Annotated in this window: 11 protein-coding genes; 4 read left to right on the top strand and 7 right to left on the bottom strand. The window is 37.4% G+C overall.

Translation table 11 applies throughout. The features are described 5' to 3' along the window. Positions 1 to 97 precede the first annotated feature (97 nt). From queC to E2I05_RS07120, 3 genes are all read left to right on the top strand, one after another. Positions 98 to 799, top strand: coding sequence for a 7-cyano-7-deazaguanine synthase QueC (gene queC, locus E2I05_RS07130; RefSeq protein WP_121852075.1), 702 nt, complete (start codon positions 98 to 100; stop codon positions 797 to 799). Beyond that, positions 768 to 1,385 carry a rhombosortase gene (gene rrtA, locus E2I05_RS07125; RefSeq protein ID WP_121852076.1) on the top strand — a complete coding sequence of 206 codons (618 nt, stop codon included), beginning with the start codon at positions 768 to 770 and terminating at the stop codon, positions 1,383 to 1,385. The genes queC and rrtA overlap by 32 nt, the downstream gene beginning before the upstream one ends. Before the next feature lie 336 nt (positions 1,386 to 1,721). After that, positions 1,722 to 4,973: a hypothetical protein gene (locus tag E2I05_RS07120; protein WP_133309539.1), complete on the top strand. Its 3,252-nt coding sequence runs from the start codon at positions 1,722 to 1,724 to the stop codon at positions 4,971 to 4,973. A 332-nt stretch (positions 4,974 to 5,305) separates the two neighbouring features. Here E2I05_RS07120 and E2I05_RS07115 read toward each other — a convergent pair whose 3' ends face one another. From E2I05_RS07115 to E2I05_RS07085, 7 genes are all read right to left on the bottom strand, one after another. Continuing rightward, positions 5,306 to 5,893, bottom strand: coding sequence for a cytochrome c3 family protein (locus E2I05_RS07115; RefSeq protein ID WP_121852078.1), 588 nt, complete (start codon positions 5,891 to 5,893; stop codon positions 5,306 to 5,308). A 15-nt stretch (positions 5,894 to 5,908) separates the two neighbouring features. Continuing rightward, on the bottom strand, positions 5,909 to 6,403 hold the full coding sequence (locus E2I05_RS07110; RefSeq protein WP_121852079.1) for a nitrate reductase cytochrome c-type subunit: 495 nt from the start codon (positions 6,401 to 6,403) through the stop codon (positions 5,909 to 5,911). A 10-nt stretch (positions 6,404 to 6,413) separates the two neighbouring features. Further along, the gene (gene napA, locus E2I05_RS07105) at positions 6,414 to 8,903 is read right to left on the bottom strand and encodes a nitrate reductase catalytic subunit NapA (RefSeq protein ID WP_121852114.1); all 2,490 of its coding nucleotides are present in this window, start codon (positions 8,901 to 8,903) and stop codon (positions 6,414 to 6,416) included. A gap of 2 nt (positions 8,904 to 8,905) precedes the next feature. After that, the gene (locus E2I05_RS07100; protein WP_121852080.1) at positions 8,906 to 9,163 is read right to left on the bottom strand and encodes a chaperone NapD; all 258 of its coding nucleotides are present in this window, start codon (positions 9,161 to 9,163) and stop codon (positions 8,906 to 8,908) included. Positions 9,164 to 9,209: 46 nt separating this feature from the next. Beyond that, positions 9,210 to 9,368: a periplasmic nitrate reductase, NapE protein gene (locus E2I05_RS07095; RefSeq protein WP_121852081.1), complete on the bottom strand. Its 159-nt coding sequence runs from the start codon at positions 9,366 to 9,368 to the stop codon at positions 9,210 to 9,212. A gap of 1,497 nt (positions 9,369 to 10,865) precedes the next feature. Further along, positions 10,866 to 11,432 carry a pyridoxamine 5'-phosphate oxidase family protein gene (locus tag E2I05_RS07090; protein ID WP_121852082.1) on the bottom strand — a complete coding sequence of 189 codons (567 nt, stop codon included), beginning with the start codon at positions 11,430 to 11,432 and terminating at the stop codon, positions 10,866 to 10,868. A gap of 12 nt (positions 11,433 to 11,444) precedes the next feature. Beyond that, positions 11,445 to 13,100: an acyl-CoA dehydrogenase family protein gene (locus E2I05_RS07085; protein WP_121852083.1), complete on the bottom strand. Its 1,656-nt coding sequence runs from the start codon at positions 13,098 to 13,100 to the stop codon at positions 11,445 to 11,447. A 517-nt stretch (positions 13,101 to 13,617) separates the two neighbouring features. On the opposite strand from E2I05_RS07085, the gene E2I05_RS07080 reads away from it, so the two are divergent. Beyond that, the gene (locus tag E2I05_RS07080) at positions 13,618 to 16,989 is read left to right on the top strand and encodes a protein kinase family protein (protein WP_121852084.1); all 3,372 of its coding nucleotides are present in this window, start codon (positions 13,618 to 13,620) and stop codon (positions 16,987 to 16,989) included. The last annotated feature ends 300 nt before the right edge of the window (positions 16,990 to 17,289 follow it).

Genomic DNA, 17,289 nt, shown 5'->3' with positions numbered 1-17,289 from the left:
ATTGAAAGAAATCCTGAGCACTCATACTCAACAGCGCAAGAGTATTGTAAACTGACCGATTCGAATAAATAAGTTTGTTTTAAGTGATTTTTTAATTATGTCTAAAGCCTTAGTCGTATTCAGTGGAGGTCAAGATTCTACTACTTGCCTCATTCAAGCCTTAACCCAGTATGATGAAGTTCATGCTATTACTTTTGATTACGGACAACGTCACGATGAAGAAATCGAGCGAGCAAAAGCATTAGCCAAACAATTTAATATCGCTAGCCATAAAGTCATGGACGTTACTTTACTGAACGAATTGGCAATTTCAGCCTTAACCCGAGATTCTATTCCAGTCTCTCATACACTAATGGACAATGGATTACCCAATACTTTTGTTCCGGGTCGCAATATTCTTTTTCTTACTCTTGCAGGCATTTATGCGTACCAATTAGGTGCGGATTCAGTCATTACTGGTGTATGTGAAACCGACTTCTCAGGTTATCCTGATTGCAGAAATGATTTTGTTAAAGCAATGGAGTCAGCCTTAGTGCAAGGCATGGATCGTAAACTTGATATTGTGACCCCATTAATGTGGCTTAATAAAGCAGAAACATGGGCGCTGGCAGACAAGTATGACTCTTTAGACGTGGTACGAAATCAAACATTAACATGCTACAACGGCATTATCGGCGATGGCTGTGGAGACTGCCCAGCTTGTGACCTGCGAAGCAAAGGATTACATGACTATTTAGAAAATAAGCAAAAAGTAATGCACTCATTGGATGAGAAAAATCGTGCTAAAAACATTAACTGATTACTTTAAAAACACTTTATCATTCGGACTGAGTATTAGTTTTCTCTCAGTTTCATTATATCTACTTGGCTTAATGACAAGCCAAGTAGATAGTTTGTTGTCCTATCAGCGATTAGACATTCAATCAGGTGATTTCTGGCAACTTATTACAGGCAACCTCCTTCACACAAATCATTGGCACCTTATCATGAACCTAGCTGGTTTGTGGGTCATTTTGTCTCTCCATGATATGCATTACTCCACTAAAAGCTTATGGCTATTATTTGCTGGTTTGTGTTTACTGGAAGGTTTAGGGCTGTATCTCTTTTACCCTGCATTACTGGGTTATGTTGGCTTGTCCGGTGTTCTACATGGGTTGTTTGCTTTTGGTGCGGTAGCCGATATAAAAAGGAAGATGACTTCTGGTTGGCTATTATTTATCGGTGTTATTGCAAAAGTAAGCTACGAACAAGTTTATGGTGCAAGCGCTGATGTTACAACAATGATAGGAGCTCGAGTTGCAACAGAGTCACACTTGGTTGGTGCCATTTCAGGACTGATCCTCTCTATGTCAATCATTATCTTTCAACCTAGAAACATCAGTTGACTGCGTTCTCAAGCGTAGAAAAAATGGCTGATAGTAAGGCGTAGCTTGCAGCAAGTAGTTATTCTACTTGCAAAAGTTACAACGCAGATAGCAGTCATTTTAGCAAGCTTGTGAGCGTAGAGCACTTCACTCATTGGGTGAAAGCCATGATGATAAAATCATCATATTGCTCAAACAGTTACTCATATACTCAGCGTTCAACTGATGATTTTAGGTTCAAAACAAACGCTAGGGCTTTAACTCATACTTCTGAACACTTTAACCACTTAAGAAATAAGCCTTTCCCTGAAGGTAAACTGAACAGCGTACATATATTAACTTAAAACTTTGAAAACAATGCATTTAATAACTACTATTTACAGTATTTATGCATATATACGTGTATTGTCGAAAGGTGAAGTAAAAGTGTCTGAAAGTCGAATTGATAAAGTTTCAATATCTTCTCTGAGTTATTTAAATGAAGCAGATCAATTATCTAGTCTTAAAGAAGGAAAAAAGCTCCAAATAGGCTTCAAAGATCCTTCTAAAAATGACTGGGTAGAGCATACTTATGATGTGACTGTTGTTAATAATCAAATTGACGTATATTTCCACTTTACTCACACAAACTTGGGACAAGAACATAAGTCTCAAGACACCCGACACGACATTCTTTTTCATGTATTGGCATCTCCTAAAACCCCTATCGCTATTGTTGTTAAGAGTATTTTGCAAGCAAGTATTAAAAATGCCTCTAAAGCTTTAAGCCGAACAAATTCAGAACGAGTTGCTGAAGTCTTAATAGAAATTATCAAAGATAAAGAAGGTGGACACCATAAAGCTGAACAAATTTTCTCACAACTTGTTAAAACCAATAGCATGCAAGCTGTTCTTATTTATACGAAGTTATCAACAAACCAAGAGCAACCCAACTTTTTACTTGCTTGCCCAGAAGAAAATAGGCTTGAACTGTTTTCTCAATTAGAAAAAAATAAAGCGCTTAAAGCCATATGCTCATGCAAAGATAAACTTTCTATTGTTGATGAAGTAAAAAAAGTTGAACAACTCATGAAATCTAGAGCGAACAAAACAGCCGATGATTATGTGTTGATTGAGTCTCCTAATAGCAAAGCAAAAGCAAGAGATACAACGAGAGAGGAAGCAACACTTTTCGTCTTATTATGCCAATCTCCAGATAACTTAAATCAGCTCTCGCTCTCTGAATTAATAAAACTTTTCAACAAAGAGTTAATAGGTACACAAGATGTCATCAGTAAATTTCTCACTGAAACCTCACATCTACAAGCACATTACTTCCTCGAACTAAAACCTGAAGCACAACAAGCTTTATTAAAAGAAATCTCAGATATCAACACATGTAAAACTTTAGCTGTGCTGATCCCAAAACCTCAATTACATGAAATGATTGATTCCTTAAACGACAATAAAAAAATAACTTGGCTATGTTCAGTTTTAAATAAAGATGCAGCCGAAAGCTACATGGCCCCCCTATCAGCTAAAAACATAGTAAATTTATTTTCTGCGTGCCAAGCAACTCAGCATTTTCCACATTTTTTAACCGTTTGTCCCACAAGCCAGCTAAGAAGTGCATGGGCTGCAATAACGTCAGTTAAAAAAAATGAATTTCTCAAAGTAAGCAGCATACCTATTTCCAACAAAGCGTTATTACTTTCAAAGCTTGATGAAGCAGAAGCCATTCAAGTGCTCAATGATTCAAAACTAACACAACAAATTCGTACCAGCATACTCCTAGAGTTAGCTCAAATTTCGCCAAGTAAAGTAAATAACATAAAAAAACATCTTCCTACTAGTTTTTGGACTACTTCATACGTGGCGCTTTGCAAACAAAACAAATCCTCAAAGGAGCGAGAATCTATTGAATCCCTGATTAAAAACCTTCCAGAAGAAAACCTTGCTGCATTCATTAACAGCGCTGAAATTCATGAGACTATTGCTAATTCTTTTGTTATATCTCTGCTATTCGAAACCACCCCTATCAAAGGCAGCCGTACCTTTAAAGAAAGTTTGTTACGACGATTAGATATACAAGCCATTGATAAGTTACATCACAAAGGCTGTAGTGAACTCAGTTACTCCGAAATATTAAATAGCTTAAGTGTAGAGCAACTTGTGACTCTACTTAGCCGTAACGAATTCAATGATTTTAATGAATACATCATACAAGTTAAAAGCCCTGCTATCAAAAAATTGGTCATTGATAAATTGCACACATTCAATGAAGAGCAATTAATACTCTCGATCAACAAACTAAAGGTGAAAGATAGACTCACAATTATTACATTAAGTGAAGACCTAGAACTAGCGAGAAAAGTGATACAAGCACAAGCCACTGAAGCAGATTTAATCCTATATTTGTCTTACGCTCTAAGGCGTGAAGACAGCTCACTCAAACTGATAATAGAAGTATTTTCAGCTTCGAACTTACAATTAAGTTGGGAGGAATTAGAAGATGAACAAATTAATGTGCTTTTTTCAAGCAAAAAACTCACAGAAGCAGAAACAATCCAACTACTTACTAAATTAAGTTCACTGCAAGTTAGTCAAATTTTCAACAACCCTGAAATTCCTGTTAATACGCTGGCAGGTTTAATACTCAATTTTATGCACACTAATAATGATTCACTTACAGAATTACTTACTGCCTTGCCACCAATACCGTTACACCAAATTCACGATGAAAAAACTATACCCAAAGATCAACTTTTTTCAGAGTTAATTAAGATGCCTATAAATAGAGTTTTATCATTCTCTGAATATTTATCGTCTTATCGCGATGTGGGCCAACTATTTAATATGGCGATCGGTTATCGAGTCGTTGCAAGCCCCCAACAACAGTCTCAAATAAGCAGTGCTAATGCTTTTATAGAAGCTCTAATACAAAATCCCTCTAAATTTTTGTCAGGTCCCCTTCGCTTTTATTCATTAAAGAATCAACAGGCAGTAATGACTCGAGTGTCTGATCAAAGATTATTTGTAGACTTACTTAACAACGTCAGTCTATCAGCACAAATAGCGTTAATTAATTTATTGTGGACAGAAAAACAGACTTTTTGTGTTGCATTTATCCACCAATTAAAGCACGAAGATTTCATCAACTTCTTAAATTCATTACCAAGAGAAACAAACTTTACAAACATACTGAATGAATTATTAAATACTGAACTAGACAAATTAAAACAAGCATTCAAGCAACTTTCCTCAGTAAAAACACAGATCGTAAGCATACTCTGGAAAACTGACCCAGTAACATGCAAAGAGCTCATAGATTCACTACAAGTAAAAGAGTATGAAGAATTACTGAGTAAAATAAGTGATAAAGTAACCCAAGAAGAATTATTATTATATTTGTTAAAAAAAACTAACTCAGATTTAGTAAGTTTAACTTCAACAATTAACACAGCTACTTTTAGCGCAATAATAGGCCGACTATGGCTGAAAGACGAAGCCAATATCACCTCGTTATTAATGACTCTTTCGGTACAAAACTACGCTGCAGTTTTAGAAAGTTTAAATGGAGAGTTAAAATCTATTATTAGAACAAAAATTAATTTAAAAAGAGGTGTTTAAGTACTTTACTTACAAAAAAGCTCTAGGGGCTGCTTATCTTTCAGGATTAAATTTTGTGCTATTTGAGCGTTTATCTGTTCAAGGCGTAAGCAGTGAAGCTTAGTCATCAAACGGGTTACAACACAGAACAATGAACGCTCAAAAGCATCTTAGACAGCGTAAATTGGTCATTTCTACTGCGTTATCGCTTGCTTATTTGGAATACCAAACCGCACAAGCTCTGTCTTGTATAAAACGACCAATTTATCGCTGCAAAAATAATCACGAAAGATAAACAGCCCCTAGTGTTTACCTAGCTTTTCAATAAAACAGATTAACTGTTATTTAATCAACTAATACCCTTCAACACCTGTCATATCAGGTAAGTGGTGAGCAATACCTTTATGGCAATCTATACAAGTTTTTTCTCCACTTGCAAGTGATGTTGAGTGAGCTTTGGCTGCTCGCGGTGCTTGTCTCGTAAAATCCATATAGTCGAAGTTATGACAATTACGACATTCTAATGAGTCATTCGCTTTTAACCTCGCCCATTCGTGCTCAGCTAGTTCACGACGTTTTCCTTCAAACTTTTCACGAGTATTAATGGTGCCAAATATTTTGCCCCAAACTTCTTTAGAAGCCTGCATCTTACGAGCAATCTTATCCGTCCATTCATGAGGAACATGACAATCAGGGCAAGTTGCACGAACACCACTGCGGTTAGTGAAATGAATCGTTGTCTGTAACTCTTGATAGACGTTGTTTTCCATTTCATGACAACTAATACAGAATGTTTCTGTATTAGTTGCTTCTAATGCGGTATTAAAACCACCCCAGAAGATTATACCAGCAATAAAACCGCCGACTGTCAGGAAACCTAAGCTATAATGAACACTAGGTTTAGCTAAGATGCACCAGATTTTTTTAATCTTATCCAACATTTTACCTCCTAGTGCTTAGCGGCCTTTTTTAGCTGCATCGGCTTCTAGCAACTTATCAACATCAATAAATATATTCTCAACCAATGGCTTCGCATTATCTTGTGGAACATGACATTGGGTACAGAAATATCGACGTGGCGATACTTGCGCTAAAACCTCATTATCTCTAGTCATAAAGTGCGTAACACTCACCATTGGCGCTTTCGATTCTTTAATACGAGAGCGATCATGACAGCTTAAACACTGATTGACTTTTAGGTTCATCTGATATTTATTCGCCTTATGCGGAATCATTGGTGCTTGAGTAGGGTAAGCCCTACCATAAGTACCCTCATGATCGACCTCATTTTTTAATGCTGGCGGCGTAGGTTCAATATCAATTGGATGCAGCCTTAAAGTTGCTACATCATCGGCTGGTACTGTTTCATTTTTAGCGGCAACTGTAACTGCAGAGCAAGCTAATGTGAAAAGTACAATCACTCTCAACATATTATTTTTTATTGATTTCATAACCGACTCCCTATGCTTTTATCACTTTTACAGCACACTTCTTAAAATCAGTCTGCTTAGAAAGTGGATCCGTTGCATCAAGCGTTACCTTGTTGATTAGCTGACTGGCGTCAAAAAATGGTACATAAACCAGACCTACAGGTGGTTTATTACGACCACGTGTTTCAACTCGAGTGCGAATTTCACCACGACGAGAGCGAACTATCATTTCATCGCCACGGCGTAAACCTCTTTTCTTCGCATCTTCAGGGTGAATGAAACAAACTGCATTCGGGAACGCTTTGTAAAGCTCAGGAACGCGTTGGGTCATAGAGCCTGTATGCCAGTGTTCAATAACACGACCTGTACATAGCCATAAATCGTATTCTTCGTCAGGTGATTCTGCTGCTGGCTCGTAAGGTAGTGCCCAAATAACAGCGCGACCATCAGGTTTACCATAAAACTCGAAACCTTTACCCGGTGTTACATATGGATCTGAACCTTCGCGGAAACGCCATAAAGTCTCTTTGCCGTCAACGACAGGCCAACGTAAACCGTGAACTTCGTGATAAGTATCAAATGGCGCTAAATCATGGGCATGGCCGCGTCCGAATGTAGCATATTCTTCAAATAGACCTTTTTGAACGTAGAAACCAAAGTCTTCTGACTCATGATTTTCGAACTTCTCGTCCATATCAGACATTGGAAACTTATTTACTTGACCGTTTTGATAAAGCACTTCAAACAGTGTTTTTCCTTTAAATTCAGGATTCGCTGCTAATACATCTTTTGGCCAAACTTCATCAGTAGTGAAACGCTTTGAGAACTCCATGGTTTGCCATAAGTCAGATTTTGATTCGCCTGGCGCTTTAACCATTTGATGCCAAAACTGAGTACGTCGCTCAGCGTTACCGTAAGCCCCTTCTTTCTCAACCCACATTGCTGTTGGAAGGATCAAGTCAGCCGCTTGAGTAGAAACTGTTGGGTATGGATCCGAAACCACAATAAAGTTTTCAGGGTTACGCCAACCTGGAAGAATTTCTTCATTGATGTTAGGCCCTGCTTGCATATTGTTGGTAACTTGAGTCCAATAGCAGTTCATCTCACCATCTTTCAATTTACGGCTTTGCAATACCGCGTGGAAACCTGGTTTCGGTGGGATAATGCCAGCTGGAATTTTCCAAATTTTTTCAGCAATTGCACGATGCTTAGGGTTTTTAACCACCATATCTGCAGGCAGACGGTGAGCAAATGTACCCACTTCACGAGCAGTACCACACGCTGAGGGCTGCCCCGTCAGTGAGAATGGGCTGTTACCCGGTGTCGCAATTTTACCTGTTAATAAGTGGATGTTATAGAGTAAGTTATTACACCAAACACCACGAGTATGCTGATTAGCACCCATTGTCCAGAATGAAGTAATCTTCAAGTTAGGGTCGGCGTACCACTTAGCTAGCTCGATAAGTTTATCTTCTGGAACACCAGAAATTTCACTGGCTTTTTCTACCGTGTACTCAGAAACAAACTTCTTAAATGCTTCGTAGTCAATTGGTTGTGAACCACCAGCTTTATCGGCATTCTTAGCTTTTTTCTGTACAGGATGCGTTGGACGTAAGCCGTAACCAATATCCGTATTACCTTTACGGAAATTAGTGTGTTTTTTAACAAAATCCCAATTCACGGCATCGTTTTGACAGATGTAGTTGGCAATAAAGTTAAGTACTGCTAAATCACCTTGTGGTGTAAATACCATTGGTAAATCAGCTAAATCAAATGAGCGATGTTTATACGTAGATAGCACACCAACACGTACATGCGGCGCACTCAGACGACGATCAGTTACACGAGTCCATAAGATAGGATGCATCTCTGCCATGTTCGAACCCCAAAGCACGAAACGGTCAGCTTCTTCCATATCGTTGTAACAACCCATCGGCTCATCGATACCAAAAGTACGCATGAAGCCACCTACCGCAGATGCCATACAATGGCGAGCATTAGGGTCAATATTATTAGAACCAAATCCTGCTTTCATTAACTTACTTGCAGCGTAACCTTCCCAAACTGTCCATTGACCAGAGCCGAACATACCAATCGCTGTTGGACCTTTTTTCTTAATGGTCTCTTTCCATTTATCAGCCATGATGTCGAAGGCGCTGTCCCACGAAATTGGGGTGAAATCACCATGCTTATCGTATTTTCCGTTTGTCATACGTAGCAATGGCTTAGTCAGACGATCTTTTCCGTACATAATTTTAGATAGGAAGTAACCCTTAACACAGTTAAGACCTTTGTTTACTTCGCTATCTGGATCACCATTCGTTGCTACCACTTTACCGTTTTTGGTTCCCACCATCACAGAACAACCCGTTCCACAAAAACGGCATGGCGCTTTGTTCCAATCAAGCTTTGTTTGCTCTGAACTGGTTATGAGGTTGCTTGCTGTTGCTGGCAACGATAAACCGGCAGCACTGGCTGCAGCTATCGCTGCATTTGCCTTCATAAACTCACGTCTATTCATATTCATATTTCGCCCTCTTCGAGCTCTTCACATTGGTGATAGACCATAGATGATGAAAGTACACCGGGTAAATTACCCACAGCATCGACATCTTCCATTAAACCGCGCTTGCTGGTACCTTCAATCACCACTACCAATTTAACCTCATCATTTACCGACAGCTCAGCATTTTCCATGGCCATAATGGCCTCACGCACGGTAGACATTTTTTCAGGAATAACTTGGACAACCAGGCTGGTCACGTGAAGTTCTTTGCTCATTATTACACTCTAAAATTAATTGATTTTATTATTCGATTTTTGTTTATTAGCCAGGACCTGGAGGGCCTGTTAAGATTTGACTGATCCATATCGCAAAACCCAACCCTCCTACTAATATTACAGACAGTAGCGGTGCTAAAAACACAGTTAGAAAAATGAAAATTTTGAACTCTAACTTTTTTTCATCGCTCGAAGTGGCACTCATGTATTCTCCTTGCGGATATTTACGGTAACCCTGACATTCAAATCTGAATATTTATACTCTGACTTTTCAGTCAATCGTCACCAACAACGTTTTCGAATTTATTTGGTATAAAAATAGTAACTCGACTTGCGGGTAAGCTATATAGCAAAAGCTGTCTAAATGACTCAGTTAGTTGATCCAGATCATACAAACATTAATGTTCATTGAGGACTGGTATTCCAGTAGATAAACAGTATAGTTTCTAAGCATTTTTTTGATGTGAGCTCAGTCACACTACGGCTGGAGATTTAACAGCGTTAAATACCATTAAAATTGACTTTTTATGCGTGATATTTAAACAACCCGCTACTCGATAAATATATTTTTTCGCAAACTGACAAGAAACAGCCTAAAAACCTTATTAACTGTTAAATATCAACGAACTAAATTAATATTAACGACTTTGTAATCGACGTGAAATAAATATAGAAATAAGCTTAAAATTGCTTAAATAGAAATAAAAATGGCACCGGCACTTTGGATTACTGGCAGCACTAGACACTAGGGTCTGTTGATCTTTCGTGATTGTTTTTGCAGCGATAAATTGGTTATTTTATGCAAGACAGAGTTTGTGAGGTTTGGTTATTATCGACATACAAAACTGTCGTTACTTCGTTTCCAAATAAGAAAACGATAACGCAGCACCTTTTATTTAGAAAGAGCGACCAATTTACGCTCTCTCTTTTTTCGATGCTTTTGAGCATTTACTGTTCTGTGTTGTGACCAGCTCACTTAGATGGCTAAGCATCACTGCTCACGCCTTGAACCTAAAATCATCAGTTGAACGCTGAGTATATGAGTAACTGTTTGAGCAATATAATGATTTTATCATCATGGCTTTCACCCAATGAGTGAAGTGCTCTACGCTCACAAGCTTGCTAAAATGACTGCTATCTGCGTTGTAACTTTTGCAAGTAGAATAACTACTTGCTGCAAGCTACGCCTTACTATCAGCCATTTTTTCTACGCTTGAGAACGCAGTCAACTGATGTTTCTAGGTTGAACAGATAAATGCTCAAATAGCACAAAATTTAATCCTGAAAGATCAACAGACCCTAGAAGCCGAACAACGCTTCTAGTGTCAAAAAGACTATTGTCATTCGTTATTTTATACCAATTACAGTAATTAACTTCCCTCTCAGCAAGAGCTAAAGGATTTCAGTACAGGGCGCAAGTTTGAAGTACTATATTCCCTACGGCCGCCATACAAAGTTGGCGTTCAACGCACTTCGTGCTTTTGTCGGGATAATTCAAAAACTTGTAACCTAGTAATGGAATCCTTTAGCCTTGCCCTTCGGGAGCTTGTATGTGTTCAAATTACTACGCAAAATTGCCTCAACGTAGCAATATAATAACGACAGTTTTGTATGTCGGTATTAACTATGTCTTCATCAATTTCACTTGTACTTTGAACACATACATAGCTCTGAGCTGGGAATTTAATTACTGTAATTGGTATTATTCTTCTACTGTGAGACCTGAAAGCTCTACAATAGAAGTAGGAAAGCCATCTAAACTTTTTTGATTCGCTTTTGTCCAATAAGCTTCAACACCTTTTTGGCCTTTCTTTTCGTGAGAGCGGTTAAGCGAGTCCCTTTGAGCAACAAAATCATATAGTGGTACTCCCATCCCACAAGACGATTGAGTTTTATCTATATCTAAAAGATAAATCTGACGAGTGCCTGGTAACGAAGGAAAAAGATCTTTATATTTTCCCCAATCACCGTCTGCCTGATGCAGCATACGGGCTTGTCCATAAAGGCGCAAAATAAGTGGCGCACCTTCAAATGCACAAAACATCACGGTCATTCTAGGGTTTTGCTGAACATGAGCCGATGTTTCATTTCCGCTACCAGTGACATTTAACCAAGCAATGGTATTACTATCGATAATTCTGAGGGAATCCATTCCCTTAGGCGATAAATTTACCGTTCCTTCTGTCGCGGCGGTAGCGACAAAAAACATTTGTTGTTTCTCAATGAACTCCATTTGTTGCTGTGTCATCGATTCAAATACTTTCCCCATAACATTCCTTATTCATAAACTTGGCATTGCACGCTTTATAATTGCGCTCGCATCTATATCTCCTCCTAGTGTACCAAAATTTACCGTCGCAGTAGGCACAAGTCGTGATTGACAAAAGGCTTTAGCAATAAGCGGATCGCCATATTGAATTAAAATTGATGCTTGAGTTGCAACTGCAATTTTATCAATCAACACTCTGAGGCTAAATTCTTTATTACCTATAGATTTAAGCTGCTTGAGTAAATCGGTTAAATGATGATCATATTCAATATATTTATTTTTACCTTTGCCCAACTCATTTACGAGAGCAGTAAGAGACTCCTTTTCTTTTACTACCGTTCTCATAAAATCTAAACATTGGATATTTCCTGAACCTTCCCAAATTGCATTTACTGGCGCTTCTCGGTACATTCTTGCAATATAGTTATCCTCCACATATCCAATGCCTCCTAAGCATTCCATCGCTTCGTAAACAAAATGCGGAGCTCTTTTACATATCCAGTACTTGCCAATAGCAGTTGCGATTCGAATAAATAATTTTTCTGACTCTGAATCAGAATTATCAAAAGCATTCGCCACTCTCATGGAAAATGCAATCGCAGCTTCCGATTCAATTGCAAGATCAGCTAAAACATTTTGCATTAAAGGGTGTTTTTGAAGCTGAACACCAAAAGTTTTTCTTTCATGAGTAAATAACAATGCTTGAGCGAGTGACGCGCGCATAAGAGCGGAAGAGCCAACCATACAATCAAAACGAGTTAAAGCTACCATTTCCATAATACACTTCAGCCCTTTTCCGGGCTCACCAATCATCCAAGCCAACGCTTTATTAAACTCAACTTCAGAAGAGGCATTAGATCTATTACCTAATTTATTTTTTAATCTTTGAATATGAAATTGGTTTTTACTGCCATCAGGACGCCATCTAGGTAATAAAAAACATGATAATCCCTGTTCTGTTTGAGCTAGAACGAGAAAAGCATCACACATTGGTGCAGAGCAAAACCATTTATGTCCTGTTAGTTCGTATGCCTCACCATTTCCTTCACTGCTAATAGCTAAAGCATGAGTCGAATTAGCTCGCACATCCGAACCACCCTGCTTTTCAGTCATGGCCATTCCAATTGTTAAGCCTTTTTTATCAAAATAGGGAATGTCCCGATAATCATATTCAGCTGACAGTATTTTGGGTATCCATAATTGAGCTATCACCGGAGAATGTTTAATCGCTGCAACTGAAGCAAAAGTCATTGTGAGTGGACAAGCTGAACCTGCTTCAACTTGCATATGCATATACTGCATTGCTGTTCTAATAACGTGTGCACCAGATTTAGATTCAACCCATGGCAATGAAGGCATTTGAGCTTGGATAGCGCATTGCATAAACTGATGATAAGCAGGGTGATATACCACTTTATCAATACGTCGGCCAAATCGGTCATGGGAATGAAACTCAGGTGTTGAGCGATTTGCATCTTCCCCCGATTCATACAAATCTTTACCGTACACATCACCTAGCGATGCTAATTCATTGATAGAAAAGGCCTGCTTAAATTCATTAACCCACTTTTGTAGAATAGAATCACTGCTATAAAGGTTTAGAAGCGGAGGTGACACACTCAACACACACTCACTGTTTGCTGCTTGCTTAATATTTTCTGAAGTCATAGACGTTTATCTCATTAAATGGATTATGCAAATGATTTAAATAACCTGAACTCTGGATAAGCAAACCTCTACAGCACAGCTATTTTCGCCTACTTCAATATTGGACTTCTCTAAAATAAACTGGCTATTACAAATAGTTACGCCTCGTACAAAACGAAACCAGCCACACTGTAGATTGAATTTAAACTTATACCATTACAGTAATTAAATGCTCAACTCAGAGCTATTTATGTACTCAAAGTGCAATCGAAATTGATGAAGATTTCATTATCCCGAGTTCAGGTTAAATACATAAAGGTCATCATTTATAATTGAAATAAGCATTAATACAAATTAAGAAATTTTAATTAATCGAACGGCCTTGTAACTCTAATTAGCATTAGTTTTAGACTAAACTTGGATTACTATTGAACAAACAAAATATAACTTACTACAAATTATCCATAGGTTAACGATATTCATTTTAAATTAACAGTCAGATGTACTTATTCAGTATTACTGCGCTTTTAGGAAATATATGGCTTCTTCAAAGTTGTTATTAGACAGAGAAGTATATTCAGGTTTTGATGATTACTCATTAAGCCAATTGAGTGAGGGAAATACACTCAATTGTTCAGTGAAGGAAGGCGTACTATTTGAAGATAAGTACAGTGTAACAGTGCAAAACAATCAACTTGTTGGTCAACAAGTTAATCGATTATTTAAAGATAAACCAGTGCGGTTTGGTGATAAATCGGATACACCAGGTCTTAAACTTTTATATACCATCACGGTGCACCCAAACCTTCCTGAAGACATTGCCGTTAACACTATTCAATCAGAGCAACTATCTAAAGAAGAACAGGCTTTACTTCTCGATCACGCTCCTACAAAGGTCGGGCTACGAGTTCTTAGTAAACTCCTTGAGCATGACCATAAAAATCAAACTCAGAATGCACTTTACATTTTACAACAATTATCTGCCTCAAAAGCGGCTGAAATCTTATCATCAATGGACGATAAATTAATGAGTTCATTGCTTTCAGATGCAAACTGGAACATAAAAAATAGAACCAAAGTAATTGCCCTCTTGTCTACAGAGCAATGCGGTGTTTTCTTAGAGTCATTTGCAAATCAGATATTATTTCTTGAAGCGCAATGTCAAACTAAGGAAGGTTTATCCAGTTCATTTCAGCCCGAATTAGAGCAATTAGTACTTCAAAGAAGTTTATTATTTATAACTCAAGAAATACCAAATCTTCCCAATCATTTAGCAACAAGAGTTTTATGCCAGCTTAATGGTAAAGATTTAGCATGTTTACTAAAAAATATTGAAAAAGACAGGGCGGTACAATTATTCAGTCAATTAATAGCCAATGCTGACATACAGTCATTAGCAATGTCCAAAGTAATAAATGAAAGTCAAGACTGGTGTGTTGTCAGCGACAATTCCTTAGGAGTCGTTACAGATTCTGAATCCTTCATCAATGACTCAGCAAAATTTAATGAATTTTTACAAGAGTTTTTTGAGTATGATGAGCACTCAAGCTTCATGGGGTTCAATGTTGATTTTGAATTTATATTCAATGCTCTTGATGATCAAAGTGCTTACCACTTAATAAAGTATGCAGATGGACAAAACAAAGCGAATTTAATCAACGCGTATTTAAAAAAAGTACTAAAATCGCCATTGAGTGTAGATAAAAATCAAGTTGAAAATGTTGCTTTCATAATCAATGAACACAAAAACGAATTTATAATTGATTCAATTTGCCAACTTTCGGCAGTACAGGTGATATCTCTTATTCGTGTACTTCCTAGTGAAGTAACAACACAATTATTCTCACAAGATTACTCAGCTAGAATCATTAATGATCTTTTAATTCCTGCCCTAGTGCATCAAGATAATGTTGAAGTATTAAACGGCTTACAAGAATTTGCCCAAAATTCAGAACCGAATGTAGTTGCCACATTTATGCTTAGATCTCGTTCTAAACACTGCCACCTTATTACACAGCTACTAGTGCAAACAAAGCAAGATGAACTGTGCGACCTAATGATCAAACTAGTCGCGGCTCCATCCAATCAAGAGCTCGTGAAAAAATGTAAAGAGCATATACCAATACCTATGATTGCACGCTTAATGGGAAGACAACCCACCCGATTAAGCTTGGTTGATCTATCTGACTCAAGCTATTTCGATCAGCATGATATCAATGAGCTATGTGTTTGTTTAGAGAATAAATGCTGGGCCAGACAGTTTTTAAGTTCGCCTGCCAACAAAGTTATATCATTATTTTCAAAACTCGAACCGGAGAAAAAAAGAATGATAGGGAGATGGTTTCAACAGAATACTTGGTTAAAAATTGCAGAAAAATTAAATCCTAAAGACCTGCTTGATTTTACTGATCTAGATAAACCACAACAACTTAAATATTGGCATTCTAGACATAAAAAACCTACCGAAATAGCACACATTATCGAAACAATTCCTGCAAATAAATGGCCTAATTTGTTACTTTGTTTTGATGCCGAGCTTCTTGCTGGAGAGTTGTGCAAAATGCCAATTGATGTGCAAGTACAATTCATACAGTCAGTTTCAACTCAGCCAAATGTGGTGCAACTTTTAATTCAATTATATAAATTATCAGAACACTCAACCTCACAACTCGTTAGCCAGCTTGGGTATCTCTCAGAACAATCAACAAAAGAATTAATATCTCTTTTACAACAAGTTAATACCACAAAAATTAAAGGTAGAACCACCTTAGAAAAGAAAATAGTTTTTATCCTCGGTGAATTAAAACTGGCAAACTTCAAAGCAAGCATGATCCAGAGCCACTTTAGACGTCACCTCGATAAAGTAAAAAATAATCGACTAGAGATGCGACCCACATACGTTCCTGAAGGCTTTCGTACATTAAAAAATAAGAACCATAAATTAAATGGTCAACCCATAGAATACTATTTCGATAAAGATAGAGTCTTTCCTCCAATAAGAATACCTTCAAAAGAGCTATCAAGCCAAGAAAGCCAAAAGGTAAAAGGCTCTTTTAAGAGGGCCAAAGCAAGAGACGCTCACTACATCCAATTTAAAGCTCAAGAAATTGTTCTAACAGATAAAGCTTCTAAATACACTCAAAGATTTATTTCTGTAAAGACAAGTAGAAATACCCATTTAAAAGAAAAACTTAAAAAAATAAAAAATGCACTTCAAATAGAATCATGGACTAATTGCTCGATACAGCCTGGATTACAAGGTGTAGTACTAGAAAAAGGAAAAATAACTTCTGTAGCTGGTGGTCAAGATATTACAAACTTTACTCAAGAAAATGGAATTGTTGACTATCATGTCTTCGAAAGGTTTTGCAATGAGATGGCGCGACTCCATCAGCACAACATATTCTTTAGAGATGTTAAAGGTGAAAACTTACTTTATAAAACGACTGCGACCTCTGAAAGTGGAAAATCTGTAAGATTAGATTCTCCACAGCTCGCAATAATTGACCTTGATGACTTATATACAGGTGAGCCAGGAGAGGAAGCCAGAATTTGTGGTTCACCAGCCTATATAACAGCTGAATTACTCAAAAAAAGCACTGGAAACTTAATTATATTAAAAGCCCGTGATGAATACGCAACCTTAATAACTATGTTATTAACGACAGCGCCAGAAACTTTTGACATGAAAACGACCCCAAGATTACATGGAACTCTTGAGGAAATGATTTTTAGATATGGTATCTTAAATGCTGAAAATACTCACAGGAAAACGAAGGAAGGCATTGTCACTGCTCTCAAAAGAATGATAAAAGACGAACACTTTACAACAGTAAAAAACTTTCTTGCGAACCCAGTAAGTCACTCTTTAAGAATCCCATTGCATGACATGATAGATTGGTCAAAATAAATAAAAAACTCGAAAAATTTAATGAATACTCAATCACAACCCAAATTTTTAAGTTAAATTGTGCGTTCAACCGATTTATTTACCGTGAAAATAGCCGCTAACACCTATTCCCAAGCCTGTTAGTGAAAGCATAAAAGCTAAAAATCACTTCGCCTTTAGCTTTAGGTTGGAAATAATCTTCAAATCTCAGCGAATACAATTTTCATGGTGTAGGGTGATAGAAAAATAGTAGTCAAAGTAAACGCATATGACATCTATGCCTATCATGAATGTTTAGGTTAAAGATGCATTTTCAGGTTA

The organism is Parashewanella spongiae (genome assembly GCF_004358345.1).
Taxonomy (GTDB): Bacteria; Pseudomonadota; Gammaproteobacteria; order Enterobacterales; family Shewanellaceae; genus Parashewanella; species Parashewanella spongiae.
The sequence above is the reverse complement of the archived record's forward strand: the minus strand, read 5'-3'. Positions and strand labels throughout refer to the sequence as shown.

What these genes read in the sequence shown, in the direction of transcription:
- queC (WP_121852075.1), top strand. Translation starts at nt 98, where the DNA reads ATGTCTAAAGCCTTAGTCGTATTCAGTGGAGGTCAAGATTCTACTACT.
- rrtA (WP_121852076.1), top strand. Translation starts at nt 768, where the DNA reads ATGAGAAAAATCGTGCTAAAAACATTAACTGATTACTTTAAAAACACT.
- E2I05_RS07120 (WP_133309539.1), top strand. Translation starts at nt 1,722, where the DNA reads ATGCATTTAATAACTACTATTTACAGTATTTATGCATATATACGTGTA.
- E2I05_RS07115 (WP_121852078.1), bottom strand. Translation starts at nt 5,893, where the DNA reads ATGTTGGATAAGATTAAAAAAATCTGGTGCATCTTAGCTAAACCTAGT.
- E2I05_RS07110 (WP_121852079.1), bottom strand. Translation starts at nt 6,403, where the DNA reads ATGAAATCAATAAAAAATAATATGTTGAGAGTGATTGTACTTTTCACA.
- napA (WP_121852114.1), bottom strand. Translation starts at nt 8,903, where the DNA reads ATGAATAGACGTGAGTTTATGAAGGCAAATGCAGCGATAGCTGCAGCC.
- E2I05_RS07100 (WP_121852080.1), bottom strand. Translation starts at nt 9,163, where the DNA reads ATGAGCAAAGAACTTCACGTGACCAGCCTGGTTGTCCAAGTTATTCCT.
- E2I05_RS07095 (WP_121852081.1), bottom strand. Translation starts at nt 9,368, where the DNA reads ATGAGTGCCACTTCGAGCGATGAAAAAAAGTTAGAGTTCAAAATTTTC.
- E2I05_RS07090 (WP_121852082.1), bottom strand. Translation starts at nt 11,432, where the DNA reads ATGGGGAAAGTATTTGAATCGATGACACAGCAACAAATGGAGTTCATT.
- E2I05_RS07085 (WP_121852083.1), bottom strand. Translation starts at nt 13,100, where the DNA reads ATGACTTCAGAAAATATTAAGCAAGCAGCAAACAGTGAGTGTGTGTTG.
- E2I05_RS07080 (WP_121852084.1), top strand. Translation starts at nt 13,618, where the DNA reads ATGGCTTCTTCAAAGTTGTTATTAGACAGAGAAGTATATTCAGGTTTT.